General features: G+C 70.6%; 15 protein-coding genes. 2 read left to right on the forward strand and 13 right to left on the reverse strand.

Going from position 1 to position 18,153, the window contains the following annotated elements:
• Positions 1–23: 23 nt before the first annotated feature.
• Genes eccCa through eccD form a run of 3 tightly spaced genes read right to left on the reverse strand, consistent with a single transcriptional unit; the run spans position 24 to position 6,956 of the window.
• Positions 24–4,067: a type VII secretion protein EccCa gene (eccCa, locus tag ACWDSJ_RS05910; RefSeq protein WP_450029556.1), complete on the reverse strand. Its 4,044-nt coding sequence runs from the start codon at positions 4,065–4,067 to the stop codon at positions 24–26.
• Between the two features lie 13 nt (positions 4,068–4,080).
• On the reverse strand, positions 4,081–5,484 hold the full coding sequence (gene mycP, locus ACWDSJ_RS05915; protein WP_450029558.1) for a type VII secretion-associated serine protease mycosin: 1,404 nt from the start codon (positions 5,482–5,484) through the stop codon (positions 4,081–4,083).
• Complete coding sequence (eccD, locus tag ACWDSJ_RS05920; RefSeq protein WP_450029560.1) at positions 5,481–6,956, reverse strand: type VII secretion integral membrane protein EccD; 1,476 nt, start codon at positions 6,954–6,956, stop codon at positions 5,481–5,483. Before eccD ends, mycP begins: the two co-directional genes overlap by 4 nt.
• A 214-nt stretch (positions 6,957–7,170) precedes the next feature.
• On the opposite strand from eccD, the gene eccA reads away from it, so the two are divergent.
• A complete protein-coding gene (eccA, locus tag ACWDSJ_RS05925; RefSeq protein WP_387362788.1) occupies positions 7,171–9,003 on the forward strand; it encodes a type VII secretion AAA-ATPase EccA in 1,833 nt (610 codons plus the stop codon).
• Between the two features lie 99 nt (positions 9,004–9,102).
• Here the strand turns inward: eccA and eccB are convergent, their stop codons facing one another.
• The gene (gene eccB / locus ACWDSJ_RS05930) at positions 9,103–10,605 is read right to left on the reverse strand and encodes a type VII secretion protein EccB (RefSeq protein WP_450029562.1); all 1,503 of its coding nucleotides are present in this window, start codon (positions 10,603–10,605) and stop codon (positions 9,103–9,105) included.
• A 101-nt stretch (positions 10,606–10,706) separates the two neighbouring features.
• Here eccB and eccE point away from each other — a divergent pair, with 101 nt between their 5' ends.
• The gene (eccE, locus tag ACWDSJ_RS05935) at positions 10,707–12,518 is read left to right on the forward strand and encodes a type VII secretion protein EccE (protein WP_450029564.1); all 1,812 of its coding nucleotides are present in this window, start codon (positions 10,707–10,709) and stop codon (positions 12,516–12,518) included.
• Positions 12,519–12,582: 64 nt separating this feature from the next.
• Here the strand turns inward: eccE and ACWDSJ_RS05940 are convergent, their stop codons facing one another.
• The 9 genes from ACWDSJ_RS05940 to ACWDSJ_RS05980 form a co-directional block, all read right to left on the reverse strand.
• Positions 12,583–12,876, reverse strand: a complete 294-nt coding sequence (locus ACWDSJ_RS05940; RefSeq protein ID WP_387362793.1) for a WXG100 family type VII secretion target — start codon at positions 12,874–12,876, stop codon at positions 12,583–12,585.
• A gap of 50 nt (positions 12,877–12,926) precedes the next feature.
• Positions 12,927–13,247 carry a WXG100 family type VII secretion target gene (locus ACWDSJ_RS05945; protein ID WP_387362795.1) on the reverse strand — a complete coding sequence of 107 codons (321 nt, stop codon included), beginning with the start codon at positions 13,245–13,247 and terminating at the stop codon, positions 12,927–12,929.
• Between the two features lie 88 nt (positions 13,248–13,335).
• Positions 13,336–14,148, reverse strand: coding sequence for an ESX secretion-associated protein EspG (locus ACWDSJ_RS05950; protein WP_387362797.1), 813 nt, complete (start codon positions 14,146–14,148; stop codon positions 13,336–13,338).
• Positions 14,148–15,134, reverse strand: a complete 987-nt coding sequence (locus ACWDSJ_RS05955; protein ID WP_450029568.1) for a PPE domain-containing protein — start codon at positions 15,132–15,134, stop codon at positions 14,148–14,150. The genes ACWDSJ_RS05950 and ACWDSJ_RS05955 overlap by 1 nt, the downstream gene beginning before the upstream one ends.
• A gap of 20 nt (positions 15,135–15,154) precedes the next feature.
• A complete protein-coding gene (locus tag ACWDSJ_RS05960; protein WP_450029570.1) occupies positions 15,155–15,484 on the reverse strand; it encodes a PE domain-containing protein in 330 nt (109 codons plus the stop codon).
• Between the two features lie 30 nt (positions 15,485–15,514).
• Entirely contained in the window at positions 15,515–16,888 is a 1,374-nt protein-coding gene (locus ACWDSJ_RS05965; RefSeq protein WP_450029572.1) for a hypothetical protein, read from the reverse strand.
• Positions 16,885–17,205, reverse strand: a complete 321-nt coding sequence (locus tag ACWDSJ_RS05970) for a type VII secretion target (RefSeq protein WP_387362804.1) — start codon at positions 17,203–17,205, stop codon at positions 16,885–16,887. The genes ACWDSJ_RS05965 and ACWDSJ_RS05970 overlap by 4 nt, the downstream gene beginning before the upstream one ends.
• A gap of 117 nt (positions 17,206–17,322) precedes the next feature.
• On the reverse strand, positions 17,323–17,625 hold the full coding sequence (locus ACWDSJ_RS05975) for a YbaB/EbfC family nucleoid-associated protein (protein WP_387362806.1): 303 nt from the start codon (positions 17,623–17,625) through the stop codon (positions 17,323–17,325).
• 14 nt (positions 17,626–17,639) lie between these two features.
• On the reverse strand, positions 17,640–17,981 hold the full coding sequence (locus ACWDSJ_RS05980; RefSeq protein ID WP_387362808.1) for a hypothetical protein: 342 nt from the start codon (positions 17,979–17,981) through the stop codon (positions 17,640–17,642).
• Positions 17,982–18,153: the final 172 nt, after the last annotated feature.

Here is an 18,153-nt window from a genome sequence, read left to right on the forward strand (position 1 = left end):
AATAAGGGGTGCGGCTGGGGTGGCTAGAGCGGGGGGAGGTAGGCGATTTGGACCATTTCCTGGCCTCGGCTGCGGGAGACGAGGATGCCGCGGCCGGGGGGGAGTTTGGTGGGGCGGACGTCGCCGATGAGTTTGCCCTCGTCTCGGGGGCCGCTCATGATGAGGGTGTCGACGGACATGTTCTTCATGCCGCCGAGGATGGGGTCGTAGAGGGCGCGGGAGACGCCGCCGATGCGGCGGGTGACGATCATGTGCAGGCCGATGTCGCGAGCCTGGGGCAGGTACTCCAACAACGGGGCGAAGGGGTTGTTGCTGGCCGCGACCACCATGTCGTAGTCGTCGACGAGGATGTAGATCTCCGGGCCGCTCCACCAGCTGCGTTCGCGCAGCTGCTGCGGGGTGATGTTCGCGTCGGGAATGCGCTTGGACAGGTAGGCGGCGACCTCGGCGATCATCGGGCCGCAGGTCTGCGACGAGGTGGAGTAACCCGCGAGCTGATCGCCCTCGACCACGCCGAGCATGGTGCGGCGGTAGTCGATCATGATGATGCGCGCCTGCTCGGGGGTGGCGCTCTCGACCAGTCCCATGGCGATGTTGCGCAGCAGTGTGGTCTTGCCGGATTCGACGTCGGCGAACGCCATGAGATGCGGTTCGGCGCCGAAATCCAGGATCAGCGGCTCCAATTCGCTCTCGCCGAGACCCACGACGACCCGGGTCGGGGTCTGCACGATGCCGCGTTCGGCGGCCAGCGCGAGCAGCGCCTCGCGCGGGTACTGGCCGGGCAGCATGCGCACCTCGGGCGCCCGCCGCGGCCCCCACAGCTGGGTCAACTGCTCGCGGGAGACGGCCACGCCCTCGGACATGGTCGTCGCGTCCGTGCTGGAGTCCAGCCGCGGCAGCGCCATCAACATGTGCAGCTGATCGGGCGTCAGACCGCGACCGGGCCGCCCCACCGGCACCAGAGCCGCTGTGCGCCGGTTCATTTCGGAGTCCGACGGATCGCCCAGGCGCAGCTCGAGCCGGGTGCCGATCTGATCCTTGACCACCGGCCGGATCTCCGCCCACCGCGCCGCGCCGATCATGAGGTGGACGCCGTACGAAAGCCCTTGTCCCGCAATGGCGTTGATCTGCGGTTCGAGCGTGTCCATCTCCTCGCGGATGGTCGCCCAGCCGTCGATCACCAGGAACACGTCGCCGAAGCGGTCCTCCGCCAGCGGATCCTCCGCGGGCAGCGTGCCGTCCGGGCGCATCTTGGCGAACTTGCGCCGCCGGAACTCGGCCATCGATTCGATGCCCAGCTCGGCGAACCGCTCCTCGCGCTGCCGCATCAGGCTGGTGAGCTCCGCGATGGTCCGCCGCACCCGATCGGTGTCGAGGCGGCCCGCCACCGAACCCACGTGCGGCAGCCCGACCAGACCGGCCATCGAACCGCCACCGAAGTCCAGGCAGTAGAACTGCACCTGCTCGGGCGTGTGCGTGGCCGCCGCGGCCATGATGATCGTGCGCAGCGCGGTCGACTTGCCGGACTGCGGGCCACCCACCACCGCGACATGCCCTTGCGCGCCGGACAATTGGATCGTCAGCACGTCGCGGCGCTGCTCGTAGGGCTTGTCGATGATGCCGATCGGCATCCACAGCTGCCCGTGCCGGTTGACCGGCGACCGCCAATCCGGATCCGGCAGCAGCATGTCCACCGACGGCGATTCGTCGAGCGGCGGCAGCCACACCTCGTGCGCGGGCCGACCGTGCCCGGTCAACCGGCTCACCACGACCTCGAGCAACGACTTCGGAATGCCCTCCTCCGCGGTCGGTTGCGGCGGCGGCTCCGGCAGCGCGAGCGGATCGAAGGGCGCCTCGTCCTGCTCCGGTGACTCGAGCGCCTCGACCGGCGCGGCCGTGAACACCGTGGGACGACCGCCCGCGACCCGCCCGTCCAGTCCGACCTGCCCCGCGCCGCGCGGCGACTCGTAGGGCCCGGAGACGTAGGTCGCGTTGAACCGCAACGGATCCGCCGCGTCGGTCTTCAGATAGCCCGAACCCGGGATGCTGGGCAGGTGATAGGCGTCGGTGATGCCCAGCACCGCGCGGGACTCGTTGGCCGAGAACGTCCGCAACCCGATCCGATACGACAGATGCGAGTCCAGCCCGCGCAGCTTGTTCTCCTCCAACCGCTGCGAGGCCAGCAGCAGATGCACGTGCAGCGACCGGCCCAACCGGCCGATCATCACGAACAGATCCGCGAAATCCGGCTTCTGCGAGAGCAATTCGGAGAACTCGTCGACCACGATGAACAGCGCGGGCAGCGGATCCAGCGGGGCCCCGGCCGCGCGCGCCTTCTCGTAGTCGGTCACATTGGCGAAGTTGCCCGCCGACCGCAGCAGCTCCTGCCGCCGGTTCATCTCACCGGCCAGGGCGTCGCGCATGCGGTCGACCATGGACAGTTCGGCTTCCAGGTTGGTGATGACCGCCGCGACGTGCGGCAGCGGATCCAGCCCCAGGAAGGTCGCGCCGCCCTTGAAGTCGACCAGGACCAGGTTCAGCGCGTCCGGGGAATGCGTGGTCACCATGGACAGCACCAGCGTGCGCAGGAATTCCGATTTACCCGAACCCGTTGCGCCGATGCACAATCCGTGCGGGCCCATGCCGTATTCGGCGGACTCCTTGATGTCCAGTTCCACCGGTGTGCCGTCCGGCGTCACGCCGATCGGCACCCGCAGCCGCTCGCGCGGGGTGCGCGGCCGCCACACCTTCGCCGGTTCGATCTGCGCCGCGTCCGGAATCTTCAGCAGCGCCATCAGTCCGGGATCGGTACGGGTCTCGTCGCCGAGGCTGACGATCTGCGCGGCGGTGGCGATCCGGTACCGCGCGAGCGTGCGCGCGAACGTCTCGGCCTCCGCGATGCTCACGTCGTCGGCGGTGGCGAAGCGCTCGACACCGGCGGCGCTGCGCGCGCTCACCGCGCTCCCGTTGACGACCAGTTGCAGGCCGCGCCGGGCGGCCAGGCCGTTCTCCGGCGCGGTGAGGTCGAGCACGGTCACCGAGTCCAGACCGGACTCGCTGACCAGCCGTTCGGAGCCGTTGACATAGCCGTCGTCGATGACGACCAGCAGATGCGTACGCCCTTGTGTCGGTTGCGGATTGCGCATGAACCGACCGCGTTCCATCAGCTCGGCCTGGAGGGCGGTCTCGAGTTCGCCCAGCGAGCCGTACATCATGCGCGCCGAGCCGAGCCCGTCGCGCATGGTCGGATGTTGCAGGTGCGGAAGCCATTTCGCCCACGCCCAGGCCGGGCCGTCCGGATTCGCGCACACGATCGCCACGGCGACGTGATCCGGTCCGTGAAAAGCGGTGAACGACATGATCATCGCGCGCACCAGCATCCGCGCGTCCTCGGCCGGACCCTCGATGTTGATGGCCGGGAAGGCCCGCAGCGACACCGCCGTCGGCAGCCCGTGCACCACCGAATGCGTGCGCACGAACCGGCGCAACGCCACGGTCGAGACCGGTTCCAGATCCTCGAGCGGCCCGGTCTCCGGCCGGGCCAGCTTGGTGGCCAGGCGATGACTGCCGACCCCGACCCGGACGTGGCCGAAATCGGGATCGTTGGGCCGCCGCTCCCACATCCGCCGCGTGCCCACCACCGATTCCAGGTCCGCGGGTTCGGGATGGCTCCACGACAGGGCCTCGAGCTGTTTCTGCCCGGTGCGGCGCACATCCCGGCGCACCTGGTCGAGATAGCGGAAGTAGTCCTTGCGTTCCTCGTTGAGTTCGGCCGCCGACTTCGGGCCGCCCGCCCGGCCGAAGCCCATCATCATGCCGACCATCGACATGAGCATCATCATCGGGAACATCATCATGAAGGGGTTGGCCAGCAGCGACTTCCCCATCATCACGAACATGGCGAGCATGCCGACCACGGCCACGACCATCACCACCGGCATCAGCCGGGCCAGCAGCGGGGCGGGCATCGGGCGGCTGATCTCCGGAGGCGGGCTCAGCGTCACCTCACCGCCGGGCGCCCGCGGCGGGGCGATCCGGGGGCGGCGCACATAACCTTCGGTAACCATGGCTCCTCTGGTGCTACAGCTGGGTGTCGGGCTCGTCGTCGCGCCGGCGGCGGTACGGAACCGCCACGGCCAGACCGATTCCCAACGCGGCCAGGCAGGTGATCGATCCGATGATCGCGTAGCGGCGCGGGCGCGGGTCCGGCGGCGGCGGCGCGTAGGGCGCGGCGATGGCCCGGGGCTTGTCGGCGTCGGCGTCCACCGGGCGCGCGGGCAACTGGGCGGTCAGCGCGGCCAGCGGATCGATCATGCCGTGCCCGACGCCGTCGTCGCGACCGCGACCCGGACCGTGCGAGGTGCGCACGATCCGATCGATGACCTGTCCGGCGTTCAACTCGGGGAAGCGCGCCCGCACGAGCGCGGCCAGCCCGGCCACGTACGGGGCCGCGAAACTGGTGCCCTCGATGGGCCGGATGCCGTCGCTGGTCTGCACGCCGTTGACCAGGCCCGCGCCGCCGGGCTTGCTGTCGAGCGAGGTGATCTGGCGGCCCACCGCCGACACGCCGATCCACGGTCCGCGCAACGTGAGTTCCGAGGGGCTGCCGTCCGGATCGACCGAGGCGACGGTCAGCACGTACTTGTCGAACCAGGCGGGACTCGGAATGGTCTGTACCCCAGCCCATCCCGTCGATTCGTTCTGCGTCTTACAGGGCCCGTCGGACTGTAGATTGCCCGCGGCCGCCACGACGACCACATTGTGATCGTAGGCGTATTGCACCGCCGCGCCGAGCGCGCCGTCCGCGGTGTCGGTCCCGGCGGGCGAACAGGCGACCTCGGAGATGTTGATGACCGAGGCGCCCATGTCGGTGGCCCGCACCACCGCCGCGGCGAGGGTGAGCACATTGCCGTAGCCGGAATCGGTGATGGCGCCGGGGGTTTGGCCGCCGCCGCGGTTCTTCGGCTGATACGCCAGGCTCAGCTGGCGGATGCTGAGGATCTCCGCGTCGGGAGCGACCCCGGCGAATCCGTCCTCGGGAGCGGGTCTCGCGGCGATGATCCCGGCGACGATCGTGCCGTGCCCGTCGCAGTCGACGGTCCCGTCGGTGTCGGCCACGTAGTCGCCGCCGGACTGCAACGCGGCCAGCCGCGGATGCCGGTTCACACCGGTGTCGATGACCGCCACTTTCTGCCCCGCGCCCCGGCTGAACTGCCACGCGGCCGGAAGATCAAGCACGCGTTGGGCGATCGGCGGTTCCTGCGGCGGCCCGCCCACCAGAATCGGCTCGGCGCAGATGAGCCGCTGCTCGGTCGGTTCGAGCGGGGCGGGCCGTCCGCTCAGGCCCAGCGCGGGGCCGAGCGCGCCGGGATCCACCGCCGGGGGCGCGACCGCGACCGCCGGATTCGGTGAGCCGAGCAACGCGACCGCGAGAACCGCTGCCGCACAGCCGATCCTCCCCCAACCGCGGACCGGCACGGTCATATGTTGCGGGCCATCGCGTACACGCCCATGATCCACAGCACCAGCGGGATCACCAGGATGATCAGGAAGTACTCGAACAGCTCCCCGGCGCGGCGCTGCACGGGCGAGATCTCGATGTGCGGTCCCACCACACCGAAGAACACCACCGCGGCCGCGAACGCGAGCAGCACCGCCGCCGCGGGCACCAGCATGCGCGAGTCACCGAGCGCGATCCCGGTGAACACCCCCGCGAAAGTGACCGCGCCCCCGGCGATCAGCGTGCCCGCCTGGGTGAGATCGGCGAATGCGCGCCCGCGCAGCGCGAGGATGATCGCGGTGATGACGGCCAGCGCGACGCCCTGCCAGCGGGCCTCGCCCAGCGGATCGGCCGCGCCGACGGCCCCGACGACGGCCGCCACGGTCGCGCCGGCGAGGATGCCCGACTGGAATCGGTTGGCGGCCTCCGCACGTCGGCCCAGGCCGACCGCCGACGGCAGCGCGGTGGCGCCGATCGCGCCGATGCCCTCGATGGTCGGACGCGGTTCGTGGTCGGCCGGATCGATGGCCGCGCCCGCGGTCGGCACCGGCGGCACGGGCAGCCGGGCGAGCACCGCGGCCAGCCGCGGCACCGACGAGATCACGATGAGCGCGCCGACCAACAGCCCGGCCGCGATGCGCGGGAACGCGGGCTCCCAGATCATCCGGACCGCCGCGGCCACCGCGCCGAACACCGATCCGGTGACGGCCATCGCGAACAGCGTCGCGCCCACCCCGGTCGCGCGGTAACCCACCACCCCCGCGACCAGCAGCACCGAAAAGCCCAGCAGCAGATGCGGACTGCCCAACGCCCCGGGCGCGAACAATCCGCCGCCCGCGAACAGCAGCACCAGCGCGGCGAGCGCGAGCCAGGTGCCGGTGAGCGCATCGGCGTAGCGCCGGGCGGCGATCGCGGCCGCGACCATCGCGCCGATGCCGACGCCCGCGGCCAGCAACGCCGGAACCAGTTCCTGGCCGTCCCCGCGGCTCGCCGCCAGCAGCAGCACCGCCAGCACGGCCGCGACCACCGCGGCCACCAGGCCGGTCCACCGCGCCGACGCGGGCGACCAGCCGCGGAACGAATCGGAGGTCAGCCGCGACACCGCGTCGATGACGTCGTCGAACAGCGCGGGAGATTCCTTGGCCGACACCGACCGCAGCACCAGCAGCTCACCGTCGTAGACCTCGGCCTCGGTCAGGGTGCGGTGCGGGGGAATCGGTTCGCGGCCAAGCCGGGCCAGCGTCCAGTGCTCGGTCCGCAGCGTCGCCGAGTCCTCCTCGGCCTCGGTGGGATCGGGATTGCGCGAATCGATCAGCGCGACAAGCTCACCGATGAATGTGGCAATCGGCACCGACGCGGGCAAACCGACATCGAGCTGGGTATTCCCACCGATGACGGAAACTCGGCACAATTCGGGTTCGACGGCGGCCCGGCCGCCGATGGCTGGCGTGGTCAATTCCGCGCCAACTCCGGAGTCTCGACCGACCCTTGTCGTGCGCTGAACGATCTCCGTACCGGCAGAATCACTTTCACCCCGTCGACGATCTCACATTGCCACCCTCCGGCCGCGAAAACTACTGTATCGGACAGCCCGGACCTGCGCTATCGGTAGGCTGGTCGGTAGGTGTAGGAATCGTTCCGACAACAGAAAAATTCGGGGATCGACAGCAATGACCGGCAACCGCCAAGCACAACGCGCCTTCGACGCGGGAGTCCTGTCGCTGGGTCTGGCCATCGACGGGCAGGAGTCGACGCGCGATCTCGACTACGCGAAGCTCGCCTTCCAACGGGCGACCGAATGGGATCCCACGATGTGCGACGCCTGGCTCGGCCGGGCGGCGGCCGGTGAGGTAACCAGGGAGGTGCTGGGCAACCTCTTCCGCACCAGCGGCTCGTCGCTGTACCGCGAGCAGCGCCGCCTCGGGCTGCGCCCGCGAGAGTTGGCCGGGCGCTTCATGACCGGGCTCTACATCGACTACCCGCTGTCCAACTACACCGAGATCTGGGTCGCGCAGGCCGCGCAGCTGATCGCGGACAAGGAATACGACGAGGCCGTGCGGGTCCTCGACGAGCTGGCCGAGTACCAGCGCCGGGCGGGCGGCGGGGCCGACGCGGTCGCCGACGGCCGCATCGCCGCGTACGTGCGCGGCGTGCTGCACTACAACACCCAGCGCTGGCCCGACGTGATGAGCGTGCTGTCGGGTTCGGCCGACTGGGACGATCCCTACATGGCGGCGGGCGCGCACGTCATGGTCGGCTCGGCCTGCGCGCAGCTGGGCCTGTTCGCCGAGGCCATCCGCCGCATGGAACTGGCCGAGCAGGGCCCGATTCCGGCGGCGCGCACCACGGCCATGTTCTGCCGCGGCCTGTGCCTGCGCGAGATGGGCAACGAGGACGAGGCGCAGCGACTGTTCGAGAAGGTGTACTCGCAGGCGCCGGACTTCGCCGCGAACACCGAGGCCATGCGCGACCGGACCTACCGCTTGACCGTCACCACCAAGGAGTCGATCGAATCCCGCACCGACCGTTGGGATCCCGCGTCCGCGCCGTCGCTCGAGTCGATCGAACAGGCCGAGACCCAGGACCGCGCCAAGCGCATCCTCGAGGAGGCCCGCGCCGAACTCGACCGGCAGATCGGCCTGCAAGCGGTGAAAACCCAGGTGGCCAAGCTGCAATCGTCGGCGACGCTGGCGAAGATCCGCGCCGAGAAGGGGTTGGCCAGCGCGCCGCGCGGCCAGCACCTGGCGTTCACCGGCCCGCCCGGTACCGGTAAGACCACCATCGCCCGCATCGTCGCCAAGATCTACTGCGGCGTGGGCCTGCTCAAGACCGACAAGGTCGTCGAGGCCAAGCGCATGGACTTCGTCGGCGAGCACCTGGGCAGCACGGCCATCAAGACCGACAAGCTCATCGACAGCGCCATCGACGGCGTGCTGTTCATCGACGAGGCGTACACGCTGATCCAGACCGGCCTCTCCGGCGGGGACGCGTTCGGCCGCGAGGCCGTCGACACCCTGCTGGCCCGGATGGAGAACGACCGCGACCGCCTGGTGGTGATCATCGCCGGATACGACGGCGAGATCGATCGCCTGCTGGCCGCCAACGACGGTCTGGCGTCCCGCTTTTCGAAGCGCCTGCAATTCCCCTCCTACACCGCCGAGGAGCTGGGCCGGATCGGTCAGGTCATCGCGAAGGCCCGCGACTCGGAGCTGTCCGCCGAGGCCCAATCGGCCCTCGTCGAGGTCTGCTCCCGCCTCTACGCGATGGAGAGCACCGACCAGAGCGGCCAGCCCCGTCGCGGCGTCGACCTCGCGGGCAACGGCCGCTTCGTCCGCAACGTCATCGAGGCCGCCGAGGAGGAACGCGAATTCCGCCTGGCCAACGACGAATCCCTCGACCTGAGTCAGGTCGACGAATCCGTCCTCATGCGCATCGAGGAGCCCGATATGCGCACGGCCCTCGAAACCGTCCTCACCTCTTTGGGTTTGGGGAACCGGTCCTGAACCGGGCTTCGCCCGGTCCAGGACCAGAAGGAGCGGCCCAGGGACCAGAAGGAGCGGCCCAGGGACCAGGAGGGGGCGGTCCAGGGGGCGGGTAGGCCCTCAGCGGCTCGCGGGCAGGGTGTCGTAGCTGGTCAACGCGTCCTGGGGGGACAGGGTGGGGCCCGGGACGAGTTGGCCGACGATGGCCCACGGGGCCAGGTGCGGGCTGGTGCCCAGACCGAGGACCTGGGCGGTCTTCATGTCGGGGATGCCGTAGCGGACGCCGTTGTCGCCGATGTAGAACAGGCTGTCGCGGCGGACGCTGCCCGACTCCATGCCCGTGGTCTGCACGAATTCGCCGGTGGACGGGCGGATGTAGACGTTGTCGACGTGCTCGCCGGAACCGGAGGACGAGGCCAGCTCGACCGGCTTGGCCGAATCCGGCAGCGGCAGACGCGAACCCACGAGCAGGCGCACCTCCGCGCGATCGGTCGGATCGGCGGTCTGCGCCTGCGGCGAGACCGTGCCCGCGCTCTTGCCCCAGGCCACACACGCCACGGGCGCCTCCTCGGCCGTGATCACCTTGGGGACCTCGGTCGGGAAGTGGGCGATCGGCAGGTCGGAGATCGTGGGCACCCCGTCGAGCGCGTCCGGCGGCACCGTCTTGATCTCGCTCATCCCGTGCGAGTCGGCGTTGCGGAGCAGCTGCGCGGTGAACGGCCCGACACGCTGCACCCCGCCGGCCAGCACCACGAACAAATCAGGACGCCCGCCGCCCTCGACCGCGGCCACCGAAATGACCCCGCCGACAGGCACATTCGACAACTTGCCCGGCCCCGGCTCCCCGGCCCGGGGGATCGCGGGCGGCGCGATCGGCGGCACCGCGACCGCCGCGTCGAGCAGCCCCGTGCCGCCCGGCCGGGCCGCCCGCGCGCCCAGGTTCAGCGTGCGGGCCACCACCGAGTTGGCGGTGTCGATCTCGGCCCGCTTGCCGTCGTAGACCAGATAGGTCTTGTCGTTGTGGCGCACCAGCACCGCCTCGCCCGGATTCGCCGCGCGCGAGCGCTGACCCAACTTTGGCGATCCCGCCAGCACCGTCGTGGTGGTGCCCGCGCCGCTGGTGAGCGTCCCGGTCGCCGACAGCTTCACCGATTCGCACAGCGTCCAGTCCGATCGCGTGCCCTGCCCGGAACCCGGAAGTGCCACGGGCGCACCGGGAATGCCGAGCAGCGGGCCGCGCGCCAGCGAACCGAGCTTGTTGTCCTTCACCGAGGTCGGCGATTCGTTGCTGCCGCTGATCAATCGCGCCGAGGCCAGATTGAGCACCGGATGCAGCGTGGTGTTGCCGCTCTTGTCCTTGATGACGACGTAGAGCGCGCCGCTGTCCTTGCCCATCACGATGTGCGCGTCGCCGATCGCACCCTGCGGGCGCAGGAATGCCAGGATCGCCGCGCCCGCCACCACGAGCAGGCCCAGGATCGCGCCGATGATCAGGGAACGGGAATGGGACCGCATCGGGTCGTGCAACATGCGCACATCCCGGCGGACCAGAGCGTGATCGAGCCGTCGCAACAGGAAACGGTAGCCGTTGACCTGCTGACGAGTGGTCAACTGTGCGGGCACGGGATCAGACTATGTGGTCCCGGAGTCACCCCGCCACCCGCGGCGGGAACGGGTAACGTATTCGCGAACCCTCTGAACGACACTGTGAAAGACCGGTAACCGTGGTCGAAGAAGCGATCGTGTACACCGGCCCGCGCGCCGCAGATCCCATTCCCCCCGCCGGATCGCCCGAGGGCCCGGGTCGCGCCGCACGATCACAGGCGGCGTTGCGCGACGAGGATTTCTGGCTGTTCCGCGACTTCCCGCTGCACGTGGTGCTGCCGGTGCTGCTGCTGGCGGCCCTGGCCACCTGGGTGGCAACGGTTTTCGACCTGCCGCTGTGGGCGATCGCCGCGATCGGCGTCGTGGTGGTGGCGCTGGGCCTGGTTCCGGTGCGCCGCAAGGCCCCTCGGTCGCTGGCCGGAATGGTGGCCGCCGCCTTGGCCTTCCGCTGGTACCGGCTGCAACACGATCCGGGCGCCGAACCGGCCCCGGCCTTCGACGTGCCGCTGCCCGAGGGCGGCAGCTACGGCGTGCGCTGGGACGGCGACCACGTGGTGACCATGCTGCGCATCGAGCCGCCGCCGGACACCATGACGTTCCTGCGGCCCGGTTCGCTGGGCACCGAGCAGATGCTGCCGCTCACCGAGATCGCCGGCAGCCTCACCCAATTCGACATCACGCTGTCGTCGATCGACATCATCAGCACCGGCGCGCGGACCGCGAGCAACGGCCCGGTGGCCTGGCTCTACGACCGCATCCTCGGCCCGCTGCCCGCCGTCGCCCGGCGCACGGTGTGGCTGGTGCTGCGGCTGGACCCGCTCGCCAACGCCGAGGCCGTGGACAACCGCGGCGGGGGCGGCGGCGGGGCGCTGCGCACGGCCATCATCGCGACCCGCCGCGTCGCCAACCGGCTGGCCGCTCGCGACATCACCACCGCGGTCCTGACCGCGGGCGAGATCAACTCCGCGGTGCGCCAGATGACCCGCGCGGTCGCGCTGGACCGGCTCACCGAGACCCCGGGCTCATTGCGTTCGGAGGGAATGCATCTCACCAGCTACGCCATCGGCAAGGAGCTGATCACCTCGCGGGGCTTCGCCGAGATCTGGGCGACCCCGAGCCTGTCGACCACGATCACGTTGCGGCTGCGGCCGATCGAGCCGCGGCCCGGCCACCGCGAGGACGAGCGCACCCTGATCGCCCTCACCGCCGTGGTCCGCTTCGACACCGTGGCCGCCCCGGACGGCCCGCCGCTGCCGGGCCTGCGCCGCCTGCCCGGCCAACAGCTGCGCGCCCTGCTGGACACGCTGCCCACCGGCACCCCGAGCCGCGCCCAGGGCGACGAGAACCGCGGTCCCCTGGACGCGCTCGCCGACATCACCGTGCCCACCGCGGGCTGCGGCCAGCTCATCGGCGCCGACCAGACCGGTCGCGCCATCGCGGTGCCGCTGATCGGTGAGGGCACCCGCCACCTGGAGGTCGTCGGCGCGCTGGACCTCGCGCAGCAGGTGGTGCTGCGGGCGATCGCGCTGGGCGCCACCACCGTCGTGCACACCGTGCGTCCCGAGGCGTGGCACACCATGGTCTCGGGAGTGGCCGCGCCGCACGCCCTTTCGATCGCGCCGCGCTCGGCGGCGGCGAGCCAGCGCCCGCCCACCCCGCCCGCGCAGCCCGGTTCGCCCTATCCGCAGACCACGGTGGTGGTGTTCGACGGGATCGCGCCCACCGCCCTGCCCGGCGGCGCGACGATCCTCTACGTGCGCGGCCCGCACGACGCCGCCGCCCCGTTCGAGGCGGATGTGACGCTGACCCAGGACGCGGCCACGCCGAACCTCATCACCGTGCGCACCCCCGCCGCGGCCGCGACCGTCTACATGGTCACCACGCCCGACGAGATGCAGTACATCGGCGAATCCTTGGTTGCCACACGGTAACCCGGGAACGACAGCGGCCCGGCCGGAGTCTCCTCCGACCGGGCCGCCGAGTGGTTCGGCGAACTCAGAAACCGGCGAAGCCGTCACCGACCTTGCCGTCGGCCTCGAGCGCGCGGTGCAGCGCGTTCTCGACCGCGGCGGCCAGCCGGTCCAGCTTGTCCAGGGTGTCGCCCAACTCCGTCGACGTGTTCTTGTGCGCCGTGTTGAAGTTCTCGATGGCGTTGTCACCCTGCAGGTTCGCGCGGAAATCGTTGGCGGCGCCCTCGAGCGCGTCGATCTCGCCGCGCATCTTGCCGCCGTGGTTCTGCAGGTCGCTGAACAGCTCGTTCATCGCGCCCGGATCGTAGAGAATCGTCATGCTCAGTTCCTTCTGTCGATGGTTGACCGAACCGCTACCGGGGCAGCGATTTACAGGTTGGTGTAGCCGCCGCCGCTGCTGGCCCCGGCGCCGCTGAGGCCCTGCTGGTCCATGCTGACGATGGTGTTCTTGCCCGAGTTGACCGCGTCCTGCAGCTGGTCGAGCTTCTTGTTCAGCGCCTCGGCCTCGTCGTGCCAGTCCGCCGAAACCTTCATGAACTCGTCGTTGGCGTCGCCCTTCCAGCCACGCCGAACCGCCTGAGCGGCGTCGTCGATCGCCTTCACCGAGGTGCGAAGGTTGTTGATCGAGGACTCCATATTGCTGACGACTTTGTCTACGCCACCAGCTTCTACACCTACTGCGCCTGCCATTTTTCAGACCCTTTCGTCATGGATGTACTTTTCGAATGGTCGGTGCGTTTCCACCGAATCGGGGAAATCACGTCTGGATTCGCGACAATTACGGTTGCAGCCACCTCCCCCCGGGCAGCATTTCGATCAGGGCCGAAATCGCCTGCGCGATCCGGTGATCCGTGCCCGGTGTGACGGTGGACCAGATCCGCTGATCCGGAGCCAGCCCCGGGGCGGCGACGATCCGGCCGCGGTCGGTGTCGTACACCGCGACCGCGCCGGAGGATCCGGTGGCGATACCGTCGTCGTGGGCGTAGGCCACGATCTCGGCGAAGGCGTGACACGACGCGAAGGCCGAACCCAGCACGGTGGCGTCGCGGTCGGGCACGCCGAGGGCGTAGAACGTGTCGGCGTAGTCGCTCGCTGTCGCCGCGGCGTCGAGCCGCTCGCTCAGTTCGTCGGCGGGCGCGCTGAAGTTGGCCACCTCGGCGGGGGCGCACGCGCCCAGCGCGGTCAGGATCGGCCGGGCCAGCGCGGCGCCGGATCCGTCCGCCCACACCGGCTCGATGGCGAAGCTGTCGCCGGTGCGCACCGCGAACGCGTGCTGTTCCCCGCGCCGCACCACGCACACCCGCACGACCCGGGCGGGTTCGCCGGAGTCGTTGCCCGCGAGGAAGATTCGCGCGACCAGCTCCCGCTCGGGCTGGGTCAGCGCGTGCAGGGCGAGGGCCAGATCGGATTCGACCTCACCGTAGGAGTCGAACACCCCGGTGTCGGTCAGCGTGGTCACGGCCCGCTCCTGCGCGGCGGTCCAGTCGTCGAACGATTCGTGCGCGGGCGCGACGGCCAGCACCAGCGGCAGGGTCTGCACCCCGAGCCGCTGGGCCACCGCGAACAGTTCGTCGTTGGTCAGGGTCGCCATCAGGCCGCCCCCGTTCCGGTCGCGCGCGGCGCGGCGGTGTCGGTGGCGGGCGCGCCCAATACCGCCGGGGCGCTGACGATTCCGCCCTCGAGGCCGATCTCGTCCGCGCCCTCGAGCGCGAGTCCGGCGCGGTGTTCCTCCTCGCCCTGCGCGGGCGCGGCGGCCCCGGCGGGACCGCCCATCGCGCCGGGCATGGTGGACGAATACGGCGAGGATGTCGAAACCTGTTGGGTGACAGGAACTTCGGTGGTCTCGACCGCCTGCACCGGCAGCGGGGCGCGGTAGGCGGTCTTGATCGGCGCGGGCATCGCGAAGCCGCCCGCGGGAAAGCCGCCGGTGGGCAGCGTCGGCATACCGCTCATGCCGGTGATCGCGGCGGGCCCGGCGGCGGGGGCGCCCGCCTGTTCGGCGGCGAGCGAGGTGCCCGCGGTCAGTTCCGGCGGATCGACGTGCGTCCACGGCGTCGCGAGCGGTTCGGTGGCGGCCTCGTAGGTGCGCATCACGCGGGAGGCGGTCGCCTTGGCCGCGTCGGCCTCGGTGTCGGTCGCCGCCGCCACGGCCTTGATCGGCGCGCCCATCGCCGTGCCGATCTGCTCGATCGAGCGCTGCACCGCCTCGAGCGCGGCGATCTCCCCGGCGTTGGGCATGGTCAGCCGCGCGAGTTCGTAGGCCGCGGCCTGCGCCTCGGCGCGCGCCGAATTGTTCGCGGCCGCACCGGCCGTGTCGCCCAGCCAGTCCCGCAGGGTCGTGATGCGTTCGTGCACCGCGTCACTCGCGCTGGACTGCCAGGCCCCGCGCAACGCCGTGAGGATCACCTCGTATTCGACCACCGCCGCGCCGAAGGCCGCGGCCAGGCGGGCCCACGCCGCACCCGCCTCGGCCATGGGCACCGGGCCGGGGCCGGTCGTGAGGTCGGTGGCCAGTTTCCCGGCCTCGCGCGCCTCCCAGACCACCCCGGTGAATCCGGGCTTCGGTGGTTCGATCATGTCGATTGTCCCGGGCTCGCTCAGGCCGATCGCGTGCCGCCGACGGCGGCGGCGGTGTCGCTCTCGACGCGGCCGACGTGGTTCACCTGGGCCCGCAGCGACGCGGCCAGCTTGCGCAGTTCGAGGATGCCCGCGCTCACGCTCTCGGTGAACGAGTCCGCGACCCCGTTCATCGTCTGCGCGGCGCGCCCGGACACCTCGTCGGCGCCGGCGGCCGGAACCGTCAGCGCCGTCTGGTTCTGCCGCAGTTCGTCTTCCAGCCGTTGCGCCAGGGCGTCCAGGCGGGCGGCCGCATCGGTAGCCGCCGCCGGGTCGAAGTACACGCCCGCGAAGTTCGCCGTCTCGGCCATGACAACCTCACTAATCCATTCGAGCCATCGCTACAGCGTCAGTTCCTTGTCGGGCGGCGGTTCGCTCGCCTGCCCGGCCGCCCCGACCACGGGCACCGAGACGCCCTCGATCGGACCGACGACCTCGTCCCCGTGCGCGCCGGTGACCAGGTTCGCTTGGTGTTCCACATCCGAACTCGTTGCGCGCGAGCCCATTCCGGCCGCACCGGCCGCGCCCGCGCCCATCGGCATCATCCCCGGACCGCCCGCGGCGGTGGACGCCGCCGAGGTGGGGGTGATCGACACGGGAGCGCCGGTGCCCGAGGCGGTTCCGAAGCCGCCGACGGTGCCGGACAGCGGCCCGACGCCGCTGGCGACGCGGGTTCCGGTGAAGGGACTCAACGGCGTCGCGCCGCCGCCGATTCCACCGATTCCGCCGCCGATGCCACCGCCACCCCCGGCGCCGCCGCCACCGCCGTGCGCGGCCGAAAGATGTTCCAGCGCGGCCTTGTCGGTGATCGGCGTGGCCGCGGTGGGGGCGCTCAGGGCGCTGGCCGCCGGACCCAGCTTGCTCGCGGCCTGCGCGCCCGCGCTGGCGGCCTGGGCCAGCGGCTGGATCAGCTGCATCAACTGCTGGAGGCCCTCGGTGGACTTGACGCCCGTGGGGGCGTTGGTCACCGGAACCTTGGCCCCGGCGCGCGTCATGTTGACCGAGTGGACCGTCATCTCACCGCGCGTCTTGGCCGTCACGGCCAGCGCCTCGGTGATGCTCTCGATGGCCGCCTCGGTCAGGAAGGCCGCCCCGGGCGGGGTGCCCAAAAACGGCGCGGTGAGCGCGGCCGTGGTGGTGAACTTGCCGATGATCCCCGTCATCAGCGCGCCGCCGATGGCGACCGAGGTGGCGCCCTGACCGAGGATCAGCTTCTGCTGCCCGCTCTGCTCGGCCAGTTTGCCCGCATCCCCTTGCGCCGCGGTCTGTTTCGCGGCGGCGGAGTCCGCGCCCATGCCCTGCCACAGCGTCATCGCCAGTTGCACCGCGGACATGCCGAGCTGCATCACGGTCTGCATCCCCGTGGACACGGCCTGCATGACCTGGGTCGGGTCCACCGGTGGCGGGGCCGGGGCGGCGGCGTTCTGCTGGCCGCCCGGCGCGTTCTGCGGGGCCGGCGCCGCGGCGGGCGCTGCGGCACTGGGGAATTGGCCCGTGCCGAAGGCCGCGGCCAGATCGGTCAGCGGTTTCGCCAGCGCCGCGATGTCGATGACCGGCATGGGTGGCATACCGGGCAGCGGTGGCGCGGGCGGGATCTGCGGGAGCGCGGGAACGCCCATGTCGCTGAGGATCTGGCCGATCGGCTTGTCCAGCATGGGCGCCATGGCGCTGCCGCGCAGCAGATCCATGATCGACGGATCGAGCGGACCGGTCATGGCTGGTCGTTCGTCGCCGCGCCCAGATTCGACGCCGAGGCGTCGTCGGTGGATTGGTAGGTGGCGGCGCCCTCGTAGGCGGTCAACGCCGTGCCCGCGTGCACGGCGGCCAGTTCGGCGACCGAGCTCAGGTGGGTGGCCTGCGCACCCGCGAAGGCGAGCAGGAAGTCCTGCCCGATCAGACCGAACACCGGAACCGCCGCCGCGACCGACGCGGCCTGATCGACTCCCGCCAGGGTCGCCACGGTGGTGGCCATCGCCGCCGAGGTATCGCCGTATCGACGAATCGCGTCAGGCGACGCTGCTAGCACGTCCATCGAAATCCCCGATCCATTCAGGCAATTGATCCTGCCTTATCGTAGGCAGACCCACCGACATCCCGCTACGCGTAGCGCCCCCCGAGAACCGTGGGCAAGGCTTAAGGCAATGTAAATTTACGTCCCGCTCATCTCTTCGTTGAACTCGTTGATGAGATCCGCCCGTTCCGTGAACGCCCGACGGGCCGCCGCCATGACGACCTCCACCAGCGCCGATTCGAATTCGGCCGGGGACAGCCGGGAAATCGACTCCGACAGTTCGAGATTCAGTAACGCCCCGTTTCCGTCCACTTCAGCGGAGATCATCTCGTCGGGCGAGGTCTCCCGGGCGCGCACGGCGGCCATCCGATCGCCGAGATCGCGCATCCGGTACAACCGGCGGCGCACGCTGTCTTCCAGCTCGTCCATCGTTTCGTACACGGGCGCAACACCTTTCACACCGACCGCAGCCAGCTCTCCGGCTCGGTCTCGTACTCCTCCTGCTCGGCCTGTTCGGCCAGCGCCACCTCCTCGGGGGTGGGCAGTCCCATCAGCCGCAACATGGCCGGATCCACCCCGGCCTGCTCGAACTCCCGCCGCCGCGCGAGCGCCGCCCGATTGGCCGCCTGGCGGCACAGCCGCACGATGTCGGCCGCCAGCTCCCGGGGGTTGCGCCGCAGCTCGCCCGGCTCCACCGAAACACCCAGCGGCAGGCCCTGTTCGGTGGTCCGCACGGTGATCGACCCACTGCGCGAACTGGCACTCCACTCGACCGGCGCGGCCGGTTCGTCACTCATCGGATCACCCGTGTCCTTCCGCTCCCCGATACCTGTCGGACAACTCAGGGTACTCGGGACGGTGCGGCCGGAGCGTACGATGACGGAACGAGATCCGGCAGGCGGCCACGGGTTTCGGTGGCTGACGACCGACCGGAATCTGTGTCAGGATGACCGTGATGGGACGACCAGC

The sequence above is a fragment of the Nocardia sp. NPDC003482 genome (genome assembly GCF_053588115.1).